Raw genomic sequence first — 19,127 nt, 5'->3', positions numbered from 1 at the left:
CCGCGCATTAAAATGCATTACTTGATAAATGCAAAGGCATCCGCAAACATAAAGTCGCGCTGTGCACCATGATTGATAAAGTCATCGCGGACAATACCGATCATGTCGAATCGACCAGCCATATAAACACTGTATGGTTCTAGTGATACGATGTCTTTCATTACTGCTTGGTGTACATACCCAGTATGACCCGTCCAATCGTCAGACGCATTCTCTACCACAGGGATGAACTGGAAGTTTGTTTTTCCGTCAGCCCAAGCTTCCATTTCTGCTTTTGCATATAAAGCAGCTTCTTCTTTTACGCCCCAGTAAAATAGTACCGGTTGGTCATAGTTAATTTCTGCAAGGTAGTCAGCCATTGATTTAACGTAAGAAAAGCCAGTACCGCCAGCAAGTAATACTAAAGGTCTCGATTGCTCTGGGCGAACCTGTGACACACCTAAACCAACTTCTAAATCAACATCGGCATCGTTACTATGTGCTTCTCTTAGATGGTCGAGTGCTTGCATCGCATAAGAGTCTGCGCCAGATGCGCCAATGTGTAGCTCAAGCTCTTGCTTTCTAGATGGGCTGCTGGCAATAGAGAAGGCACGCTTGTCTTTCTCGCCAAGCACGAGCTGTAAATAGTGACCCGCAGAAAATTCTGCATCATGTTGTGGCTTTAATAGCACTTTATGAACAAATTCAGTGAGAGGGGAAATAGCCTCTACACGCGCTTTTAGTGTTTGCATTTCGAACCTTAATTATTAAGCACTTTGGCGAAAGTATGCGCACTGTAACATATTTGCCCGCGATTTTGATATATCGCTTTTGGTGATTGTTTACCTAATTTGTAAACAATCACAGCCAGATAGTACGCACTGCATTACCGAGATCACTTCTTGTCCATGATCCCGAGGCTATCCCAAATGTCATCGACCTTACGTTTCACCTCGTCGTCCATCACAATTGGTACACCCCATTCTCGGTCAGTTTCACCTGGCCATTTGTTGGTTGCATCCATGCCCATTTTAGAGCCTAAGCCTGAGACGGGCGAAGCGAAGTCTAAATAGTCGATTGGCGTGCTCTCTATCATGGTGGTGTCTCTGGCGGGATCCATACGTGTGGTAATGGCCCAAATGACATCATTCCAGTCGCGTGCGTTTACATCGTCATCGCACACTATAACAAACTTGGTATACATGAATTGGCGTAAGAAAGACCAGACACCCATCATCACGCGCTTGGCATGGCCTGGGTATTGTTTTTTCATCGTCACGACTGCCATACGATATGAGCAGCCTTCGGGTGGTAAGTAAAAGTCGACAATTTCAGGGAATTGCTTTTGTAAAATTGGCACAAAGACTTCGTTCAGCGCCACACCTAAAATGGCAGGCTCATCGGGTGGACGACCCGTGTAAGTGCTGTGATAAATAGGGTTTTCGCGATGAGTTATATGGGTCACCGTCATAACTGGGAAGTCGTCGACTTCATTATAGTAACCAGTATGATCGCCATATGGTCCTTCAGGTGCCATTTCACCTTGCTCGATATAACCTTCAAGGACAATTTCAGCACTGGCTGGAACCTGAAGATCATTGGAAATTGATTTAACGACTTCTGTCTTACTACCGCGCAATAAACCCGCGAACGCATATTCGCTGAGGGTATCAGGTACAGGTGTGACCGCACCCAATATGGTCGCAGGATCCGCGCCCAATGCGACAGATACTGGGTAAGGCTTGCCTGGGTGTTCTTTACACCACTCTTGAAAATCAAGCGCACCACCACGGTGTGACAACCAGCGCATGATGATCTTATTTTTGCCTAACAATTGTTGGCGATAAATACCCAAGTTCTGGCGCTTCTTATGCGGACCTTTAGTGACTGTCAGTCCCCAAGTAATGAGTGGTGCGGCGTCACCCGGCCAGCAGTGCTGAATTGGCAGCTTGGTAAGGTCTACTTGGTCGCCAGTGAGCACAACTTGCTGGCAAGGGGCTTTTTTAACCTCTTTAGCAGGCATATTAAGTACCTGCTTGAAAACAGGGATCTGTCCGATAGCTTCTTTGATACCTTTTGGTGGCTCCGGCTCTTTTAAAAATGCCAGCAGTTTGCCTACTTCACGCAATTCACTGACATCAGTTTGGCCCATGCCCATGGCAACACGTTTGGGTGTGCCGAACAGATTTGCGAGTACGGGAATATCAAACCCTTCTGGGTTTTCAAAAAGAATAGCGGGGCCGCCAGCACGTAGTGTGCGATCGGCGATCTCTGTCATTTCTAATTTGGTGGAAATTGGTTGGCTGACACGCACGAGTTCACCTTGCTTTTCCAGCAACTCGATAAACTCTCTTAAGTCTTTATATTTCATTTTTGCCTGTTACGCAGTGAGTACGCTTCTCGGTATGGCTGAGTATATCAATTCCCCTCGAGCCAGCACATACTCAAACAGCCCATTGATGTCACACGAGGTGAATTTATTTGTAACGGATAGCATACGTTTGTTGTTGTAATTAGGTCATTACATTCTATTAAGTATTAATAAGTAATTGGTTTAACACTGATCATATTTTTCTTCATGATACTCACTCTTTAGTTTCAATGCCCTAGTGTATAGGCTATATTCTGTGAGAGTCGACGGGTATTGGGTGGAGGCGGCTTGAAGAAAATAACAAAAATAGCACAGCGACTGCTCTTTGCTTGTATTGGGCTTCATGCGCCTAAAGTCTTATCACAAACACTCCCGAGTGAGGTGTTTGATAACCATAGTGCCGTGATGTTATTGATCGAGCCCAGTAGTGGCAAAATTGTCCGTGCCAATCAAGCGGCGGCGGATTTTTACGGCTATAACAAAGCAGAGCTCGAAGCCTTACATATTCAAGAGATTAATCAATTCTCTCCACAGCAAGTGGAAAAAGAACGTCTCTCTGCGCTAAATGAAGGGCGTAACTACTTTATTTTTCAGCATCGTTTAGCGTCTGGTGATAATCGCACCGTGTCTGTTTATTCATCTCCTTTTATGGATGAAGACGGTAGTGCACTGCTTTTTTCTGTCATCCAGGATGTGAGCGAGCGGCGTAAGCTTGAGCAAGCACTGTGGCACTATCAGAGCAACTTGGAGCAACAAGTTGCACAGCAAACACAAGAAATAAAACACGCGAGCACAGTGCAAGTCTTTTTGCTCAGCAGTGTAATGGGGATATTTGTCGGAACAACCTTATTGTTGGGTTGGGGGTTTTTACGGCTGCGCAAAACGAAAAAGCGCTCTGAATTCCATCGAGCGAGACTGAATGCGATATTTGATGCCATTGGTGACTATCTCATATTCACCGATGTGAATGATAAGGTGCTGTCGGCCAACCGAGCAGCCTATCAAGATATGGGGGAGCTCGATGGCAAAGCCATTGCGGAAGTACTATCGACGTGCATTTGCTTAGAGCAAATACAATTTGAACCAAAAGAGTGTCAAATCACCACCAACTTTGGCACTTTGGATGTTGAGATTAGTAAAACCGATGTAATGGATCACGATGGAGGTCTATATGGTCATATTTATTTGTTGCAAAACATCACCCAGCGCCTAGCGGATGAAAAAGAACAAAGACTTGCCAGCACGGTATTTTCAACAACCAGTGAAGGGGTACTGGTTTCTGACAAAGACAACTGTATTCAAATGGTCAATCGAGCATTCACCGATATAACGGGTTTTACCGGTCCAGAAGTGATGGGGAAAACGCCCGCTATTTTTAACTCTGGGCGTCACGATACAGCTTATTTTACGCAACTGTATGATGCGCTGAGTTCACGGGGACACTGGGAAGGCGAAATTTGGAACAAACGTAAAAACGGTGAGGTATATCCCAGTTGGTTACAGGTCTCTGCGGTATTTAATCAGCACGGCGATATAGATATGTATGTCGCGCTTTTTAATGATATTACGTCACGCAAACGCAATGAACAACTGATGTGGCAACAGGCAAATTTTGATAACTTAACAGGTCTGGCTAATCGTCATCATTATCACGCAAAATTCGACATTGCTTTAGGTCAGGCGCAGCGCAAACAAACGCGAGTGGCGGTGTGTTTTATAGATCTAGATAGATTTAAAGCGGTGAATGATACCTTAGGGCACCATATTGGTGACTTATTGTTAATTGAAGCTGCAAATCGCATTCGCGAGTGTACTCGAAACTCAGATACTGTCGCGCGATTAGGTGGAGATGAATTTGCATTGTTGCTGCCTGACATGGAATTGATCAGTGATATGGAGAAGGTCGCGGAAAAGGTGCTCAAAGCACTGAGCGCGCCATTTCATCTTGAAGGCCATGAAGCCTATGTGTCTGGAAGTATGGGGATCACCTTTTATCCAGATGATGGGGAAGATCGCAAAGTGTTGTTACGCAATGCTGATAGCGCGATGTATAAAGCGAAAGAGAATGGTCGCAATTGCTTTCAATTTTTCACCACGGCCATGCATGAGCATGCCAAAGCGCGCAGCCAACTAGAAGGTGCACTGCACAGAGCGCTTGCTAATCAAGAATTGCGAGTCGTGTATCAGCCTATTGTTGGCGACAACCGGCTTGGCTGTGAAGCGCTACTACGCTGGCATAATGACGCGTTAGGAGAGGTTTCGCCAGTCGACTTTATTCCCATCAGCGAAGAGTTAGGGTTGATCATGGCAATGGGAGAGTGGGTATTATATCAAGCCTGTGCACAGGCGCGAGCTTGGCTCAATAAGACCCAGCAGCCATTTTTTGTTTCGGTCAATGTATCGAGCACACAGTTTAAACGCCAAAATGTGGTGGCATTGGTAGAAAAAGTATTGAGAGATACTAGCTTGCCTGCGGAATGTTTGACCCTCGAAATCACAGAAACGGTACTGGCTGATAATTCGGATGATATAGAGCGTCAATTGGAGCAATTACGTGTGATGGGCGTGGGGCTAGCTATAGATGATTTTGGCACTGGCTATTCATCACTGGGGTATTTGAAACGTTTTCCATTGTCTAAGCTTAAAATAGATCGCGCCTTTATCAAAGATTTACCTGATGATGAAGAAGATAAAACCCTAATAAGTGCGATCATCTCAATGGCGAGTAAGTTAAATCTCATCGTGATCGCTGAGGGAGTGGAAACACCTGCTCAGCTCGCCTTATTGCAGCAGCTAGGTTGTGACTACACCCAAGGTTATCTGCACTCTAAGCCCAGCAGTGCCGCCGAATTTGAAGCTTTTTTATTAAAATATCAAACGCGCACAGATCATTCACAAATTTGATGCAGCGTGCATAAGGATGTAAGTGCTTCTTTGGCTTTTACGTTACCTTGTGCACTGGCTGATTTGAGTAGTTCAAATCCTCGTTGTAAGTTTTGCTCACCGCCCTCTGCTGCTATCAGCATGGTTGCTAAATTATACATACCCCATTGATCTTTGCTCTTTGCTGCGAGTTCAAAGGCCTCTCTGGCAGCGACAAGCTCACCGCGCTGATACAAGCCTATCCCTTGACTATTTTCTGCGGATAAAGCGGCACGCTGGTGTTTTGGAAAGTGAGGCAAGGCTCGCTGTTTGACAATACCGCCCAATACATAAATATCATTGGGCCGATATGCGGCGTAAATGGCACCGCTTTGATAATAGGGCATAACTTGTGATCTGGGAATATGCCAAGGCGCTGCTTGAAAATAATCGTCCACCATTAAATTATCAAGTTGAATGGCACGTCTTGCATCTCGTTTTCTGGCGTAAGTGTAGCGACCTTGTTTGAGCGTAAGTTGACTGTCATTGACTGCAATGACTTGGGCAATACGATACTGCGCCTGATAGACACGGTCAGTCTGCATTTTACCTATATCGACCATAATGACATCATCCACTTTTGGTGCCTCTAACCAAGTGTACTGTAGCTGTTGTGTGCGCTGGTGTTTGGCAATCCAATGGGCACAAAAAGCAATGATAATAAATGCGATAACAATAGCTTTGTAGCGACTTAGTAATTCAGAGATGATGTCGTGAGAACGAAAGATTGCGTGTTTAATCATCGCCAGCTCCGTGGTTGATTTTAATTATCATTATGTAGCGTGCCAAGACAAAGATAACATGCCTTTGCCTTGGCATAAAGCTAGGTTACTTACCAGCCATTTTTGTTTCAGCGTTGGCAGCCATCAAAGCAAATACCGCGTATGCAGCGGTGTTTTGTTTCAGTTTTTCTGGATCGACTTTATCCAACGTATCGTCAGCAGTGTGGTGGTAGTCAAAATAATCTGTACCCACCTGATGTAAATCGAAAATCGGTGCCGATGTAGTTTGTCTTAAAGGGATCAGATCAGGCCCGCCACGCGCTTCATTCTTGCGAATATATTTAACGCCTAGCGGTTTTAGTTGCTCGGCAATCGCTCGAACCACTGGTAACGATGCGGCATTTACATTTGATTCAAATGCATATACGACATCTGCGCCAAAATCAGATTCTGCAGCAGCAACAATATTACCTAGGCGTTTTTCATAATGCTTGAAGTACGCTTTTGCTCCCCATAGACCCAATTCTTCAGCGGCGAATAGGACAACACGGATACTGCGTTCAGGTTGGGTATGATCGGCAATGTGTTTTGCAGCAGCCATAGTCAGTGCAACGCCTGCACCATCATCCAGTGCGCCAGTTCCTAAATCCCAAGAGTCGAGATGACTGCCAAGTAGTACATATTGCTCAGGGTATTTAGTGCCGGTGATCTCTCCGATGACATTATAGCTTGTGCCTTCGCCCAAATCTTCAGTTTGAATATTTAGCTCCACTCTCACAGGGTTACCCAAGGCTACTAGACGTGCCAGTTGATCGGCATCTGGATTGGCAACAGCGGTCGCTGGAATTTTCGTGATGCCTTTGGTGTAGTGGCTACCACCGGTGTGGGCAAAGCGGTGATGACTGGTACTAACAGAGCGCATCATATAAGCAATGGCGCCTTTTTTAGCTGCTTCAACAGCGCCTTTGTTACGTGCTTTCACGGCTGGACCATATCCATTGCCATCAATATCGCGATTCATTCGATAGTTTATAAAGGCAATTTTACCTTCAAGACTACCCGCAGGCGCAGCTTTTAGTTCATCAAAAGTCTCAAATAATACCACTTCACCTGTCAGGCCTTTTTTCGGTGTACTGATACTGTTACCCAAAGCAGTAAGATGAAGGGGTTGTTTACTTGGTGTCAAGATAAACCCTGACTCATGATAACGGCGCCACTCTGGAAATTTGGAAGGTTCCAACCATACTTTGTCAAAGCCTAGTTGTTGAAACTTTTGTTTGGCCCACGCGACTGCCATTTTGTCATTTTCAGTGCCGGGAAGGCGTGGACCGACTTCAGTGGTGAGAGATTCGACTAATTGCCAGCTAAGATTACTGTTATGGGCGTGTTCACGCACTTTTTCAACCATCTCTAGCTCAGCTTTTGTAAATTCTTGTGCTTGAGCAAGTTGGCTCGCACACAGTGTCACAAGCGGAAGTATGCTGGATTGTATCAGCGTACGAAATGCATGTTTCATGATTAATCCTTGATAGATAAAATGAGCTTCATTTTGACATCGAAGCTTTTTGATTAAAACGTTAATAAGATGAACTGCATGGGCACTCGCTGTAGATAAGTTGTATTTATGCAATGATGACCCGCCATCTTGGCTAGAATGCTTAGGGGATATGGTTGTATACCTAGGTAGTAGATGTTTGTTAAAATTACTGCAATTTGATTTGTCAGGACATTCATGTGAATTCGCTATTTTCTCACCTTTCTTTGCGCTCAGAGCTTATGGAGGCACTATCCAAAGCGGGCTTTAGTAAAATGACGCCAATTCAGGCCCAAGCTTTACCCGAGCTTCTAGAAGGTAAAGATGTGGTTGCGCAAGCAAAAACGGGATCAGGTAAGACGTTGGCATTTAGTTTGGCAATGTTGCAACAGCTCAAGCCAGGTGTGCAACTAACACAAGGTTTGATCCTTGCGCCAACCAGAGAGCTGGCCTCGCAAGTAGCGCAAGAAGTGCGCAAATTAGCTAAGTCACTCGCAAATGTGAAAGTACTGACCATCTGTGGCGGAGAGCCGATTGGGCCGCAAATTAGCTCTCTTGAGCACGGTGCGCATATTATTGTTGGCACGCCAGGGCGTATTGAAGAGCACCTTTTTAAAGGGACTTTAGATCTCACCCAAGTCAGCCATTTCATCTTAGATGAAGCAGATCAAATGCTAGAAATGGGCTTTATTGATGCCATTGAAAACATTGCTGTGTATGTGCCACCAACACGTCAGACGATGATGTTCAGTGCAACTTACCCAAAAGACATTGAGCAGCTTTCCGGTCGTTTTATGCAATCACCAGCTTTGGTCAAAGGTGAAACAGAAACACTTAATAAGCAAATTAAGCAGCAGTTTTTCGCATTAAAGAATAATAAGTTACGCTTCAACACTTTGAAGCTGTTACTTCTACAACATAAACCAGAAAGTTGCATTGTGTTTTGTAATACCAAAGTAGAAACCAAAAAGTTGTACAGTGAATTACAGCAAACGGGGCTGCAAGTGGTTGTCTTGCATGGTGATCTCGCTCAGATAGAACGGCAAAGAATGCTTTTGCGGTTTGCCAATAAAAGTGCCTCTGTGTTGGTTGCAACAGATGTGGCTGCAAGAGGGTTAGATATCGAAGATATTGATATGGTTGTGAATTATCATATGGCCCTTGATCCGCAAACACATGTACATCGGGTAGGGCGCACTGGTCGAGGTGGCAAGAAAGGTTTTGCTTGCTCACTGTATGGAGAAAACGAAAAGTTTAAAGTTACCCAGTTAAGTGAATTGTATGAACGAGAGTTTAACCCGTCACCAACACCTCCATTGAGCCTGTTAGACAAGCCAGTATACAAGCCAACCATGGTAACTGTGATACTCGATGTGGGCAAAAAGCAAAAGATTAGAGCGGGCGATATTGTCGGTTGCTTAACAGGAGAGAACGGTATTGGTTCTGCACAGATAGGTCATATTTCGGTGCAAGACAATCAAGCATATGTAGCGATTTACCGTGATGCAGTGAAGCCGGCTATTCGCAAGTTACAAACAGATAAAATAAAAGGCAAACGCGTTAAAGCAAAGCGCTTAGTTTAATTAACGTTAATATGAGCGGTTTAAAGTGTGCCCTTAAGCTGCTCATACTCTTGTTTTAGTTGTTGGAAGGTCGCGGTACAACCGCCTTTGTCTGGATGATTGGCAATGGCTAATTGTCGCCAGCGCTTTTGCAACTGAGTGGCTGTGTATTGAGTGGGAAGTTGCCACTTAATTTGTAAGTTGGCTCTATCCTTATCGGTCAATCGTGCAGGTGTATGTAGGTATTTTTGCCAGAAGTCACTCAATAAAGATTCAACCTCTTCTTTAGTCGTTTCATAATTGTTCCAATCTAAATAATACGCTTTAAGTGGATCTCTTGTCTCTAGTGGCTGAGCATCTAGGTTGAGGTCAATTGGCTGTGTGAGCTGTATATGAATATCTAGGTTTGAGACATGTAAAGTATAACCGCAAGTATGCAATTCATCTTGTAGCTGATATAGCGCATTCATGATTAAAAAGTTTTTCTTAAACAACTCTTTATGAGGGTCTGGATCTAATATAGGCAGCGCTTTATTAGACTTCAGCTGAGTAGCGAGATCATGGATCTTTAAATGCTCGCCAGTAGTGATAATTTCAAAAATAGCATCAAGTAATGGGTTGGTCATTGTTCGTTCTGTAAACATAGTGTATCTTCATTGCCTAAGATATTGTTGATGAAATATTACGCTATTGCAAATTAGGGTTAACACGGATGGCATTAATAAAGACATGTTGCATGTTGATAGTGATACTGAGTTTAGGTATTCAGGCAACTGCATCACAGCCTTTAAGTGATATACGGTCACTGGAGCAGCAAATGGAAAATATTGCTCAGCTAGAGCGTTGGCAAGAGCAAAAAATGGCTGCGGAGCAACTACTGAGTCATCCTCAATTGGTGTCAGAGCAAAGAAGAGCTTTGTTAAAACAAATGGGGAAGCTTGCCTTTGAAGCAGGGCATTTGAATGATGGTATTGGGTACTTTAAAGAGCTAGAGCTTGCAGTTAACGCAGAGCATTCCCCGGAATTGCTGTTTCAGGCAATTAAAATGCAAGGAATTGGCTGGTATCACTCCGGTGGATTTGCCGCGTCACAGAAAGAGTATGCCAGAGCACTGATCCTTGCACAATCACACATGCCGGCAATAGAGATTGCGCATATTCAAAATAATTTAGGCTTGTCGTATTTGAAAATGCATGACTTAGTCAATGCATTGTCTTCCTTTACGCAGGCGTATTCACTTTATCAAACACATGGCAATGAGCAGGATGAAGCAGATATTATCCTAAATATTGCTGGTGTGTATATTCGCTTACTGCGCTATGAAAAAGCGGAGGAATTACTTGCTAAAGCAATCAAGCTTTTTAATGAGCTTTCAGACAGTTATGGCCTAGCGCTCTCTCAAGCAAACTTGGGGGTGGTATATACTCAAACAGGGCGCTATGAAGAGGCACGTGTGCTATTGCAACAAGCCGTCGACTACTATGAGGCTGCAAATGATATTAAACACTTGTCATACGAATATACCAACTTAGCAAAAGTCAGCGTTGCCCTCGAAGAGGTAGAGCGAGCGGAAGCAGAGGTGAATTTTGCGGTTTATTACGCAGAAAAATCGGGAAATTTATCTAATATGTCAGAAGCGTTGCACGTGCGGGCACAACTCGATTTAATTAATGGTCGCACCTTATCTGCTATGGAGTCTTCTCAACGCAGTATGGAAATAAGTAAAAAGTTAGGTGCAACTTTACGTGAGTACAAAGCGATGTCGTTACTTGCGTTGGCCAAATCTGCTCAGGGGGAAACTGCACAGGCACTGTCCATATTGGCAGAATATAACAAAGGGCGTGCTGAGCTGTTAAATCAAACCCTATTAGAAGAAGCTGAAAAGTACCAAACTCAATTTGAAGAAAGTGAGTTGAGTCGAGAATTGGCACAATTGAAACAGGATCAACAACTTCAAGTGCTGAAGCGGCAACAGCAACAACAGTTAATTTGGATGAGTTGCTTAGTTATTGGCTTTGCATTTTTGGCTTTGGTTGCATGGTATCGGCGCAGTATCGAACGCAAAGCCAAATTGGACCTTCGTCATGAAGTAGCACAGCGTACCGCAGAATTACAAAAAACAGCAGATCAGCTGCGAAGTGCTAACCAGATAAAAAGCCAATTTTTAGCTAATATTAGCCACGAGATCAGAACACCACTTACCGCTATTCTTGGCTATAGTGAAAACATGCTACGTGAAAATCAGGGCAACATTGAGCTAAAGGAGCCACTGGAAGTGCTCGTGCGGCAGGGGGAACATTTAAAGGAGTTAATTAGCGATGTGCTGGATCTCAGCAAAATAGAAGCTGAGCAGTTAGAACTGGAGATGACAGAGTTTAATGTTGAGTCATTGCTAACTGATGTCACCGATATGTTCCATCACCCTTGTATGGAAAAGTCCCTCGAGCTGATCGTTGACCACCAGTTAGATAGCCCGTGTCTGGTCTGCTTAGATTACGTTCGGGTCAAACAAGTACTTATCAACTTATTGAGCAATGCGATTAAGTTTACCCGTGAAGGTCATGTTGAATTAATAGCGGAATACTCTGAGAATGGACTACTATTTACGGTAAGTGATACGGGCATAGGTATGCCTCAATCGCAGCTAGATAAGATTTTCGACTACTTTCAGCAAGGCGATAATAGTATTACAAGGCGTTTTGGTGGCTCCGGGTTAGGGTTAAGCCTGTCACAGCAACTGGCAAATATGATGGGAGGGACAATCCGGGTTGTCAGTGAGCAACATGTAGGCAGTCAATTTTCTTTTTGGCTGCCATGTACGCGTTTGAATGCATCAAGCTATGCGGTATCAGAGCGGATACCACAAATAGGGCTAGGAGCGATGTTTAATGGCGAAGTGTTAGTGGCTGAAGACCACGATGATAACCGCGCATTGTTCGAGCGGATTTTACGTCAGCTAGGTGTTAAGGTTGAGTCCGCAGTCGATGGGCGGCAGGCGGTTGAAAAGTGCCTGAGCAGCTTTCCAGATTTAGTGCTTATGGATATACAAATGCCTGAAATGGATGGTTTAGAGGCTTTAAAATTATTGCGTCAAGCCGGGTTTGAAGGGCCTGTCTATGCGTTGACGGCAAACGTAATGGAACACGAGATCAGTTATTATCTGGATTATGGTTTTGATGGCCATCTAAGTAAACCGATTGAACACAACAAGCTAGTTGAGGTATTGCATGCCGAACTGGGTGAATACGTTGAAAAGTTCAATGATACAGATATGAGCTTGGATATGACGGATCTAAAACAGAGCTTTGCTTCTACTCTAGAACAAGAGCGCTACAAGTTAATAGATTTGTGGCAGGAAAACGACTATGACGGGTTACAGTACCACTGTCATAAAATAGCAGGTGCGGCATCCGTATTTGGTTTTACACCAATTGCAGATATTGCGAAGCAGTTCGAACAAGCATTAAAAGAGCAAAACAGCGCACAATACCAAGACTTATTTTTGATTTTGTGCGATGAGCTTAAAGTACAGTCCTATTCAGAACAGTTCGATATCACTTGATTCTTGATCTTCCTCGATGTGCATCGTTTGCGCTTTTTCAATACTGGTTGCAGGCTGATGCGCACGACTTTTATCAACTCGAGGATCTAAATCTGGTTCGGGCGTTTCGGTTTTAAATATACTCAGCTTTTCGTGGATGCTTGAAGACAAATTCAGTAGGTCCTTGCTCGATACAGCCTGAATTTTAGAGCTAGATAATGCGTCAGAGTTGAGCTCAACCATGGACTCAATACTTGATTGAGCCTCGTCCGAAACTTCTTTTTGTTGGGATACCTGAGTATGAATGCTGTGAGACATAGCGTTAATATCTAACATTGCATGCTCTATTTGATCCACTTCTCTGGTTGACGCCTCTGATAATTGAACTGTTTTATCTGTTTCTTCTAAAGCGAGCAACATTAAAGAGTGGGCGCTATCTGTACCCGCTTGGATCTTGCTGACCATAGTGCGTACTTCCTGCGTAGATTGGCTTGTTCGAGCAGCTAAGTTTCTCACCTCATCTGCAACAACTGCGAAACCACGCCCTTGCTCCCCTGCGCGTGCAGCTTCAATGGCGGCATTTAATGCCAATAAATTAGTTTGTTCGGCAATTGAGTTGATGACATCTATCACGGCACTAATTGAATCGCTATCTGCTTTTAACACTTCAATTTGTTGGCTAGTTTGACGAATATGGTTAGCAAGGCTGAGCAAGCTTTCTTGGCTTTTATCGGTATCAATTCTCGTTTTCTTGACTGCTTCGGTTGCGCTTTCGACAGAGTTGTAGATTTTTTCTAGGTTCTCATCCAGCTCTCTGGAAACAACTAACATACGGTTTATCGATTCAGCTAAATCTGCACCATGTGCATGTTGAATAGTTGCTTTTTGAGTCATGGAAGCGTACGTATCCCTAAGGTCATCAGCCATAGGACCCAACCTAGCCGAGCAGGTATACACTTCGCAGATCAAATGCTCTATGGTTGCGAGTCCGGCATTGAGAGCCAAACAAGCTGGGGGGAGCTTTTTATCTTGATCATCAAATCTGTAAGTTAGGTCAATGTGAGTTTCTGATAGCAGCGCATTAATTAGGTCATCAAGATAATTCCCCTTATTGACGTACTTTGAAATCGTGAAATAAATAAGCACGGCGCTAAGGAGCATTAAGGTACATAAGAGAAGTGTGGCTGTTAAAGTAAAATCAAAATAAACAGCGCAAAGTACTGTGATAACAATGTTGGCGCACGTGGTACTAATGACACCGACGTTTAAACGCATATACTTGATACTCCTTTCTATGAGTTTAAAAACTAGAAACTTTTTCCAATTAGATTAATAGGTATAGTCTAAATTAGAGCTAAATCCAAGTTGAAGAAGGGTAAAAAAAAACCTGCCGAAGCAGGTTTTTTTTATTTGCGTTTCATGGAGTCAAAAAACTCATCGTTTGTTTTACTCATTGAGAGTTTATCGATTAAAAACTCCATCGCATCTATTTCACTCATTTCATGTACAATCTTGCGTAAGATCCACATCTTTTGTAGTTCATCAGGCTTAGTCAGTAATTCTTCACGACGTGTACCTGAACGGTTGAAGTCTATTGCAGGGAATACACGCTTTTCAGCAATCTTACGATTTAAGTGCAATTCCATGTTACCAGTACCTTTAAATTCTTCGTAGATGACTTCATCCATCTTAGAACCAGTATCAATAAGTGCTGTTGCAATAATGGTTAAGCTACCGCCTTCTTCTACATTACGTGCAGCACCGAAGAAACGCTTTGGCTTATGTAGTGCGTTAGCATCAACACCACCAGTCAATACCTTACCAGAAGAAGGAATAACCGTGTTGTAAGCACGTGCCAAACGTGTGATTGAATCAAGTAGAATCACCACGTCTTTTTTATGCTCTACAAGGCGTTTTGCTTTTTCAATCACCATCTCAGCAACCTGTACGTGACGGCTCGCCGGCTCATCGAAGGTTGAAGCAACCACTTCACCTTGTACTAAACGCTGCATTTCTGTTACTTCTTCTGGACGTTCGTCGATCAGTAGTACCATTAATGTCGCATCTGGGTTGTTGTAAGAGATAGACTGCGCAATGTTTTGTAGCAACATTGTTTTACCAGCTTTTGGTGGTGCAACGATTAGTGCACGTTGACCTTTACCAATTGGTGAAGCAAGGTCTAAAACTCGAGCTGTGATATCTTCAGTACTACCGTTACCACGTTGCATAACTAAACGTTCATTCGCGTGAATTGGCGTTAAGTTTTCAAATAGGATCTTAGTTCGAGAGTTTTCTGGCTTATCAAAGTTGACTTCATTTACTTTCAACAGTGCAAAGTAACGTTCGCCATCTTTAGGTGGACGGATAAGACCGCTAATTGAATCACCAGTACGCAAACTAAAGCGTCTGATCTGACTCGGCGATACATAGATGTCATCCGGCCCCGCTAGGTATGAAGCTTCGGAAGAGCGTAAAAAGCCAAAACCGTCCTGGAGAATTTCTAAAACACCGCCGCCATAGATGTTTTCGCCGCTCTTTGCGTGCGCTTTCAAAATCGCAAAGATTATATCTTGTTTTCTTAGACGGGCTACGTTTTCGAGTCCCATTGACTCGGCAAGTTTTACAAGCTCATTTATTGACTTGTCTTTAAGTTCGCGTAAATGCATATTGGTGGGTTCTTTAATTAACGTTGTCTTCTCGTCGCACGAGGGATTGAGTTGATATTCGATAAAAGGTTAGTGGCTCTATAAGTTAGCAGCTAGCTAGCGAGTCGTCCAGTCTTTATACAAAAAATAAATCCATTTATCTTTCAGTTGTCGCTAGTCAGCAAAAGTAAAAACCCAAATACGCAGTATTTGGGTTTTTAATATTTTTTTAAACGTTTTCGTTTAAGAACTCAACCAGTTGAGATTTAGATAGTGCGCCAACCTTAGTTGCAGCAACTGCGCCATCTTTGAAAAGAAGTAGCGTAGGAATACCACGAATACCAAACTTACCTGGTGTACCAGAGTTTTGGTCTATGTTCAGCTTGGCAATCTTCACTTTACCATCAAATTCATCAGCTACTTCATCAAGAATTGGCGCGATCATTTTACATGGACCACACCACTCTGCCCAAAAGTCCACAAGAACTGGGCTTGTTGCATTTAGTACGTCAGCTTCAAAGCTATCGTCAGTTAATTGAATTATTTTGTCGCTCATTACGTTCTCCGATAGAAATTTGGCGAATTATTTAGTGCGTATTTAAACACTCTTGTTTCTTATTGCAAGTTTAAACGTTATGCTTTATTGCTATGACTAAGACACATTTGACCAACACGAAATTTTCAGACTTTGCTTTAGCACCGGAAGTGGTCGCCGGTTTAACAGCGAATGGCTTCGAATATTGTACGCCAATTCAAGCAAAGTGTATGCCTTACGTATGTGAAGGCAGGGACATTGCGGGTCAAGCGCAAACAGGAACGGGTAAAACATTGGCGTTCCTGACAGCGACTTGTCATCGTTTAATGCAATCGCAACCAGAGCAGCAAACTTCGGTACAGCCGCGTGCCATTATAATGGCTCCGACACGAGAGCTTGCAATACAAATTCACAAAGATGCTCAAATCATCGCACCGCACTGTAATTTAAAACTAGGACTAGTATATGGTGGCGAAGAATATGAAAAACAACGGGCACAGCTAGAAAAAGGTGTTGATATTTTAATTGGCACTACGGGAAGGCTCATTGACTTCTATAAACAGGGGGCTTTTAACCTAAATAGTATAGAGGTTGTTGTATTAGATGAAGCAGACCGTATGTTTGATCTTGGTTTTATTAAAGACATACGTTATTTGTTTAATCGCATGCCTGGTACGCAAGATCGCATGAACCTACTTTTCTCTGCGACGCTGTCTTATCGAGTTCAAGAGTTGGCATTTGAGCACATGCACAACCCGGTACATGTTCAAATAGAACCTGATGTTAAAACTGGCAAACGAATTCAAGAAGAATTATTTCAACCCTCACAAGAGGACAAATTGCCTTTACTTTTAACGCTAATCGAGGAAGAGTGGCCAGATAAAGCAATCGTGTTTGCTAATACCAAGCATAGTTGTGAAAACGTGTACGAATGGCTAAAAGCTGATGGGCATCGAGTTGGCTTATTAACAGGTGATGTGAATCAAAAGAAGCGGTTGTCAATCTTAACTAAGTTCACTAAAGGTGATTTAGATTTGCTTGTAGCAACAGATGTTGCTGCTCGAGGATTGCACATTCCTGAAGTCAGTCATGTATTTAACTTTGATTTACCAGATGACAGAGAAGACTACGTACACCGCATTGGGCGTACAGGGCGAGCTGGTGCTTCTGGGCATGCAATTAGTTTTGCGTGTGAGCAGTATGCATACAACTTACATGAGATAGAAGAGTATATTGAACATGCTATTCCCATTTCTCACTACGATAAGTCTGCACTTCTGGATGATTTAAAAGCGCCAGTAAAGCAGCATCGTAGAAACTATCCTGCTGGTCAAAGGAAGCGTGGTAATTCTAGACGTCAAGGTAATTACCAAAAGTCATCGCCTAAGCACAGTTAAAAGCAGTAAAGGTAAGTAGAGGTTACAAGCGTGGGATACAACTCACCACTAAATAATGTATATGCCGTCATTGATTTGGGCTCTAATAGTTTTCATATGCTTATTGCAAAGCACATGGCAGGGGGAGTCCATACAATTGGCCGAGTGAAACGCAAAGTTAGGTTAGCTGCCGGGCTAAATGAACAAAATGTTTTATCACAAGAAGCGATGGAGCGTGGGTGGGAATGTCTGTCTTTATTTGCTGAGCGACTGCAGGATATTCCAGCGCAAAATATAAAGATTGTTGCAACAGCGACATTGCGCTTGGCTGTGAATGCTGATGAATTTAAACAGCGAGCACAAAGTATACTGAACCATAAAATAGAAATTATTAGTGGTGAACTTGAAGCTTGTACGATCTATAAAGGTGTGGCCCATACATCGGCATGTCACGGCAAGCAACTGGTTGTGGATATTGGTGGCGCAAGTACAGAGGTTGTCATAGGCAGAGGCTTTGATGCGGAGGTTTACCACAGCCTGAATATGGGATGTGTTACTTACCTAGAAAAGTTTTTTAAAGATGACCAGTTAAGTGAAGAAAACTTTGCCAGCGCCATCGCTGCGGCAAAAAATACAATTGCTCCTCATGTCACCGCATTTCAACAGGTTGGTTGGGAGCTCGCGATAGGCGCTTCGGGTACGGTACAGGCAATTCAGGAAATTTTCTCGGCACTAGGTCTAGATGAATATCTATCACTGGACAAGTTATACGATATCAAGGCGCTTGCGAGCGAATGCAAAACAATCCCACAGCTCGACCTCCCAGGGTTGAGTGAGGAAAGACGCTTAGTATTTGTATCAGGCCTCGCAATTTTAATTGCCTTGTTTGAATCTTTAGAAATTGAATATATGGGTTTGGCGGGCGGTGCACTGCGTGAAGGTGTATTGTACAGTATGATTGAAGACTTGAGTGTTGCAGACATTCGAAAGCGTACTCTCAACTGTTTTATGGCACGTTACCATGTAGATAATTTACAAGCACAGCGAGTTTTTGAAATTAGTAATGGTTTCTTAAAGCAGCTACAAGGGTACTGGTCTGTAGACATGCGTTTTGGCAGTGACGCGCTTAAAGCTGCATCTGTGATGCATGAAATTGGCTTATTGATCGACTTCAAAGAGTATCACCTTCATAGTGCATATATACTGAATAATAGTGTAATGCCCGGGTATACACGTGCGCAAAAACAGCTTATTGCGGCTTTAGTGAGCTGCCATCGTCTTGATATAGATACCGATTCGTTTTCTAAGTTGGGTGTTAATCAACATTTAGCGGAAGTCTTGATCCGATTGCTCCGCATAGGTGTGATCTTATCTATGCGTCGACAGGATGATGTTTTACCAGAACTATTCCTGACGGCTTCAGAGCCGGAAACGCTGACACTCACGATGCCTAAAAGTTGGTTAGATGCACATCCTCTTATGTGCAGTGAACTAGAACAAGAAGCGCGATACCAAGAAAAGTGTGGGTGGCTTCTAAATGTAGAAAGTGAATAGCTTTTTGCTCAAAAAACAAGCTGAAATCACGTGTTTTGGTTGTGTTTTGTTCTGTTGAGCGTTTTTTTGTATTTTTATCAAAAAAACGCTTGCGTCAATCTCAAATCCCCCTATAATGCGCACCCACTGACACGGAACAACACGCTGAAAAGCAAGAAGCAAAGTGAAGGTGAAAGTTAAACGGAAAGCTTAATTAAGAAAAATTAAACTTTCTAGTTGACTTTAAAAGTGAAGCGGTTAATATGGCGCTCCACTTCGCAGCAATGCTGCGGTAACTAACCAAGGGTTAGTTACACTGTTCTTTAAAAATATGAAGCAATCATCTGTGTGGGCACTCGTACAGATTGAGTTCTAACAGCTCTTGATTCAGGAGCAAAAGAATTAGA

The 19,127-nt window shown here is 43.2% G+C and carries 13 protein-coding genes; 5 read left to right on the top strand and 8 right to left on the bottom strand.

The genetic code is table 11. The features are described 5' to 3' along the window. Positions 1-17: 17 nt before the first annotated feature. Complete coding sequence (gene fre / locus QNM18_RS21685) at positions 18-731, bottom strand: NAD(P)H-flavin reductase (RefSeq protein ID WP_211012524.1); 714 nt, start codon at positions 729-731, stop codon at positions 18-20. 143 nt (positions 732-874) lie between these two features. Then, a complete protein-coding gene (gene ubiD, locus QNM18_RS21680) occupies positions 875-2,350 on the bottom strand; it encodes a 4-hydroxy-3-polyprenylbenzoate decarboxylase (RefSeq protein ID WP_211012523.1) in 1,476 nt (491 codons plus the stop codon). Positions 2,351-2,638: 288 nt separating this feature from the next. Between ubiD and QNM18_RS21675 the strand changes: the two genes are divergently transcribed. Continuing rightward, the gene (locus QNM18_RS21675; RefSeq protein WP_247687505.1) at positions 2,639-5,254 is read left to right on the top strand and encodes an EAL domain-containing protein; all 2,616 of its coding nucleotides are present in this window, start codon (positions 2,639-2,641) and stop codon (positions 5,252-5,254) included. Here QNM18_RS21675 and QNM18_RS21670 read toward each other — a convergent pair. Continuing rightward, positions 5,239-6,015 carry a sel1 repeat family protein gene (locus tag QNM18_RS21670; protein ID WP_211012521.1) on the bottom strand — a complete coding sequence of 259 codons (777 nt, stop codon included), beginning with the start codon at positions 6,013-6,015 and terminating at the stop codon, positions 5,239-5,241. The genes QNM18_RS21675 and QNM18_RS21670 overlap by 16 nt on opposite strands. An 85-nt stretch (positions 6,016-6,100) precedes the next feature. Next, positions 6,101-7,510, bottom strand: coding sequence for a M20/M25/M40 family metallo-hydrolase (locus QNM18_RS21665; RefSeq protein WP_284138410.1), 1,410 nt, complete (start codon positions 7,508-7,510; stop codon positions 6,101-6,103). A 218-nt stretch (positions 7,511-7,728) separates the two neighbouring features. On the opposite strand from QNM18_RS21665, the gene dbpA reads away from it, so the two are divergent. Further along, a complete protein-coding gene (gene dbpA, locus QNM18_RS21660) occupies positions 7,729-9,111 on the top strand; it encodes an ATP-dependent RNA helicase DbpA (protein WP_417714858.1) in 1,383 nt (460 codons plus the stop codon). Between the two features lie 20 nt (positions 9,112-9,131). On the opposite strand, the gene QNM18_RS21655 is transcribed toward dbpA, so the two are convergent. Then, complete coding sequence (locus QNM18_RS21655) at positions 9,132-9,734, bottom strand: DNA-J related domain-containing protein (protein ID WP_247687504.1); 603 nt, start codon at positions 9,732-9,734, stop codon at positions 9,132-9,134. Positions 9,735-9,826: 92 nt separating this feature from the next. On the opposite strand from QNM18_RS21655, the gene QNM18_RS21650 reads away from it, so the two are divergent. Beyond that, positions 9,827-12,652, top strand: coding sequence for a tetratricopeptide repeat-containing hybrid sensor histidine kinase/response regulator (locus QNM18_RS21650; protein WP_211012519.1), 2,826 nt, complete (start codon positions 9,827-9,829; stop codon positions 12,650-12,652). Here the strand turns inward: QNM18_RS21650 and QNM18_RS21645 are convergent. From QNM18_RS21645 to trxA, 3 genes are all read right to left on the bottom strand, one after another. Beyond that, entirely contained in the window at positions 12,629-13,906 is a 1,278-nt protein-coding gene (locus QNM18_RS21645) for a methyl-accepting chemotaxis protein (protein WP_284138409.1), read from the bottom strand. The genes QNM18_RS21650 and QNM18_RS21645 overlap by 24 nt on opposite strands. A 131-nt stretch (positions 13,907-14,037) precedes the next feature. Then, complete coding sequence (gene rho / locus QNM18_RS21640; RefSeq protein WP_023399073.1) at positions 14,038-15,297, bottom strand: transcription termination factor Rho; 1,260 nt, start codon at positions 15,295-15,297, stop codon at positions 14,038-14,040. Positions 15,298-15,505: 208 nt separating this feature from the next. Continuing rightward, on the bottom strand, positions 15,506-15,832 hold the full coding sequence (trxA, locus tag QNM18_RS21635) for a thioredoxin TrxA (RefSeq protein WP_211012517.1): 327 nt from the start codon (positions 15,830-15,832) through the stop codon (positions 15,506-15,508). A gap of 92 nt (positions 15,833-15,924) precedes the next feature. On the opposite strand from trxA, the gene rhlB reads away from it, so the two are divergent. Together rhlB and gppA are read left to right on the top strand one after the other, a co-directional pair. Then, complete coding sequence (gene rhlB / locus QNM18_RS21630; protein ID WP_211012516.1) at positions 15,925-17,208, top strand: ATP-dependent RNA helicase RhlB; 1,284 nt, start codon at positions 15,925-15,927, stop codon at positions 17,206-17,208. 30 nt (positions 17,209-17,238) lie between these two features. Then, positions 17,239-18,741: a guanosine-5'-triphosphate,3'-diphosphate diphosphatase gene (gene gppA, locus QNM18_RS21625; RefSeq protein WP_211012515.1), complete on the top strand. Its 1,503-nt coding sequence runs from the start codon at positions 17,239-17,241 to the stop codon at positions 18,739-18,741. The last annotated feature ends 386 nt before the right edge of the window (positions 18,742-19,127 follow it).

It is taken from the genome of Pseudoalteromonas obscura, assembly GCF_030135505.1.
In the GTDB taxonomy this organism is placed as follows: domain Bacteria; phylum Pseudomonadota; class Gammaproteobacteria; order Enterobacterales; family Alteromonadaceae; genus Pseudoalteromonas; species Pseudoalteromonas obscura.
This window is presented reverse-complemented; position numbering and strand designations above follow the sequence as displayed.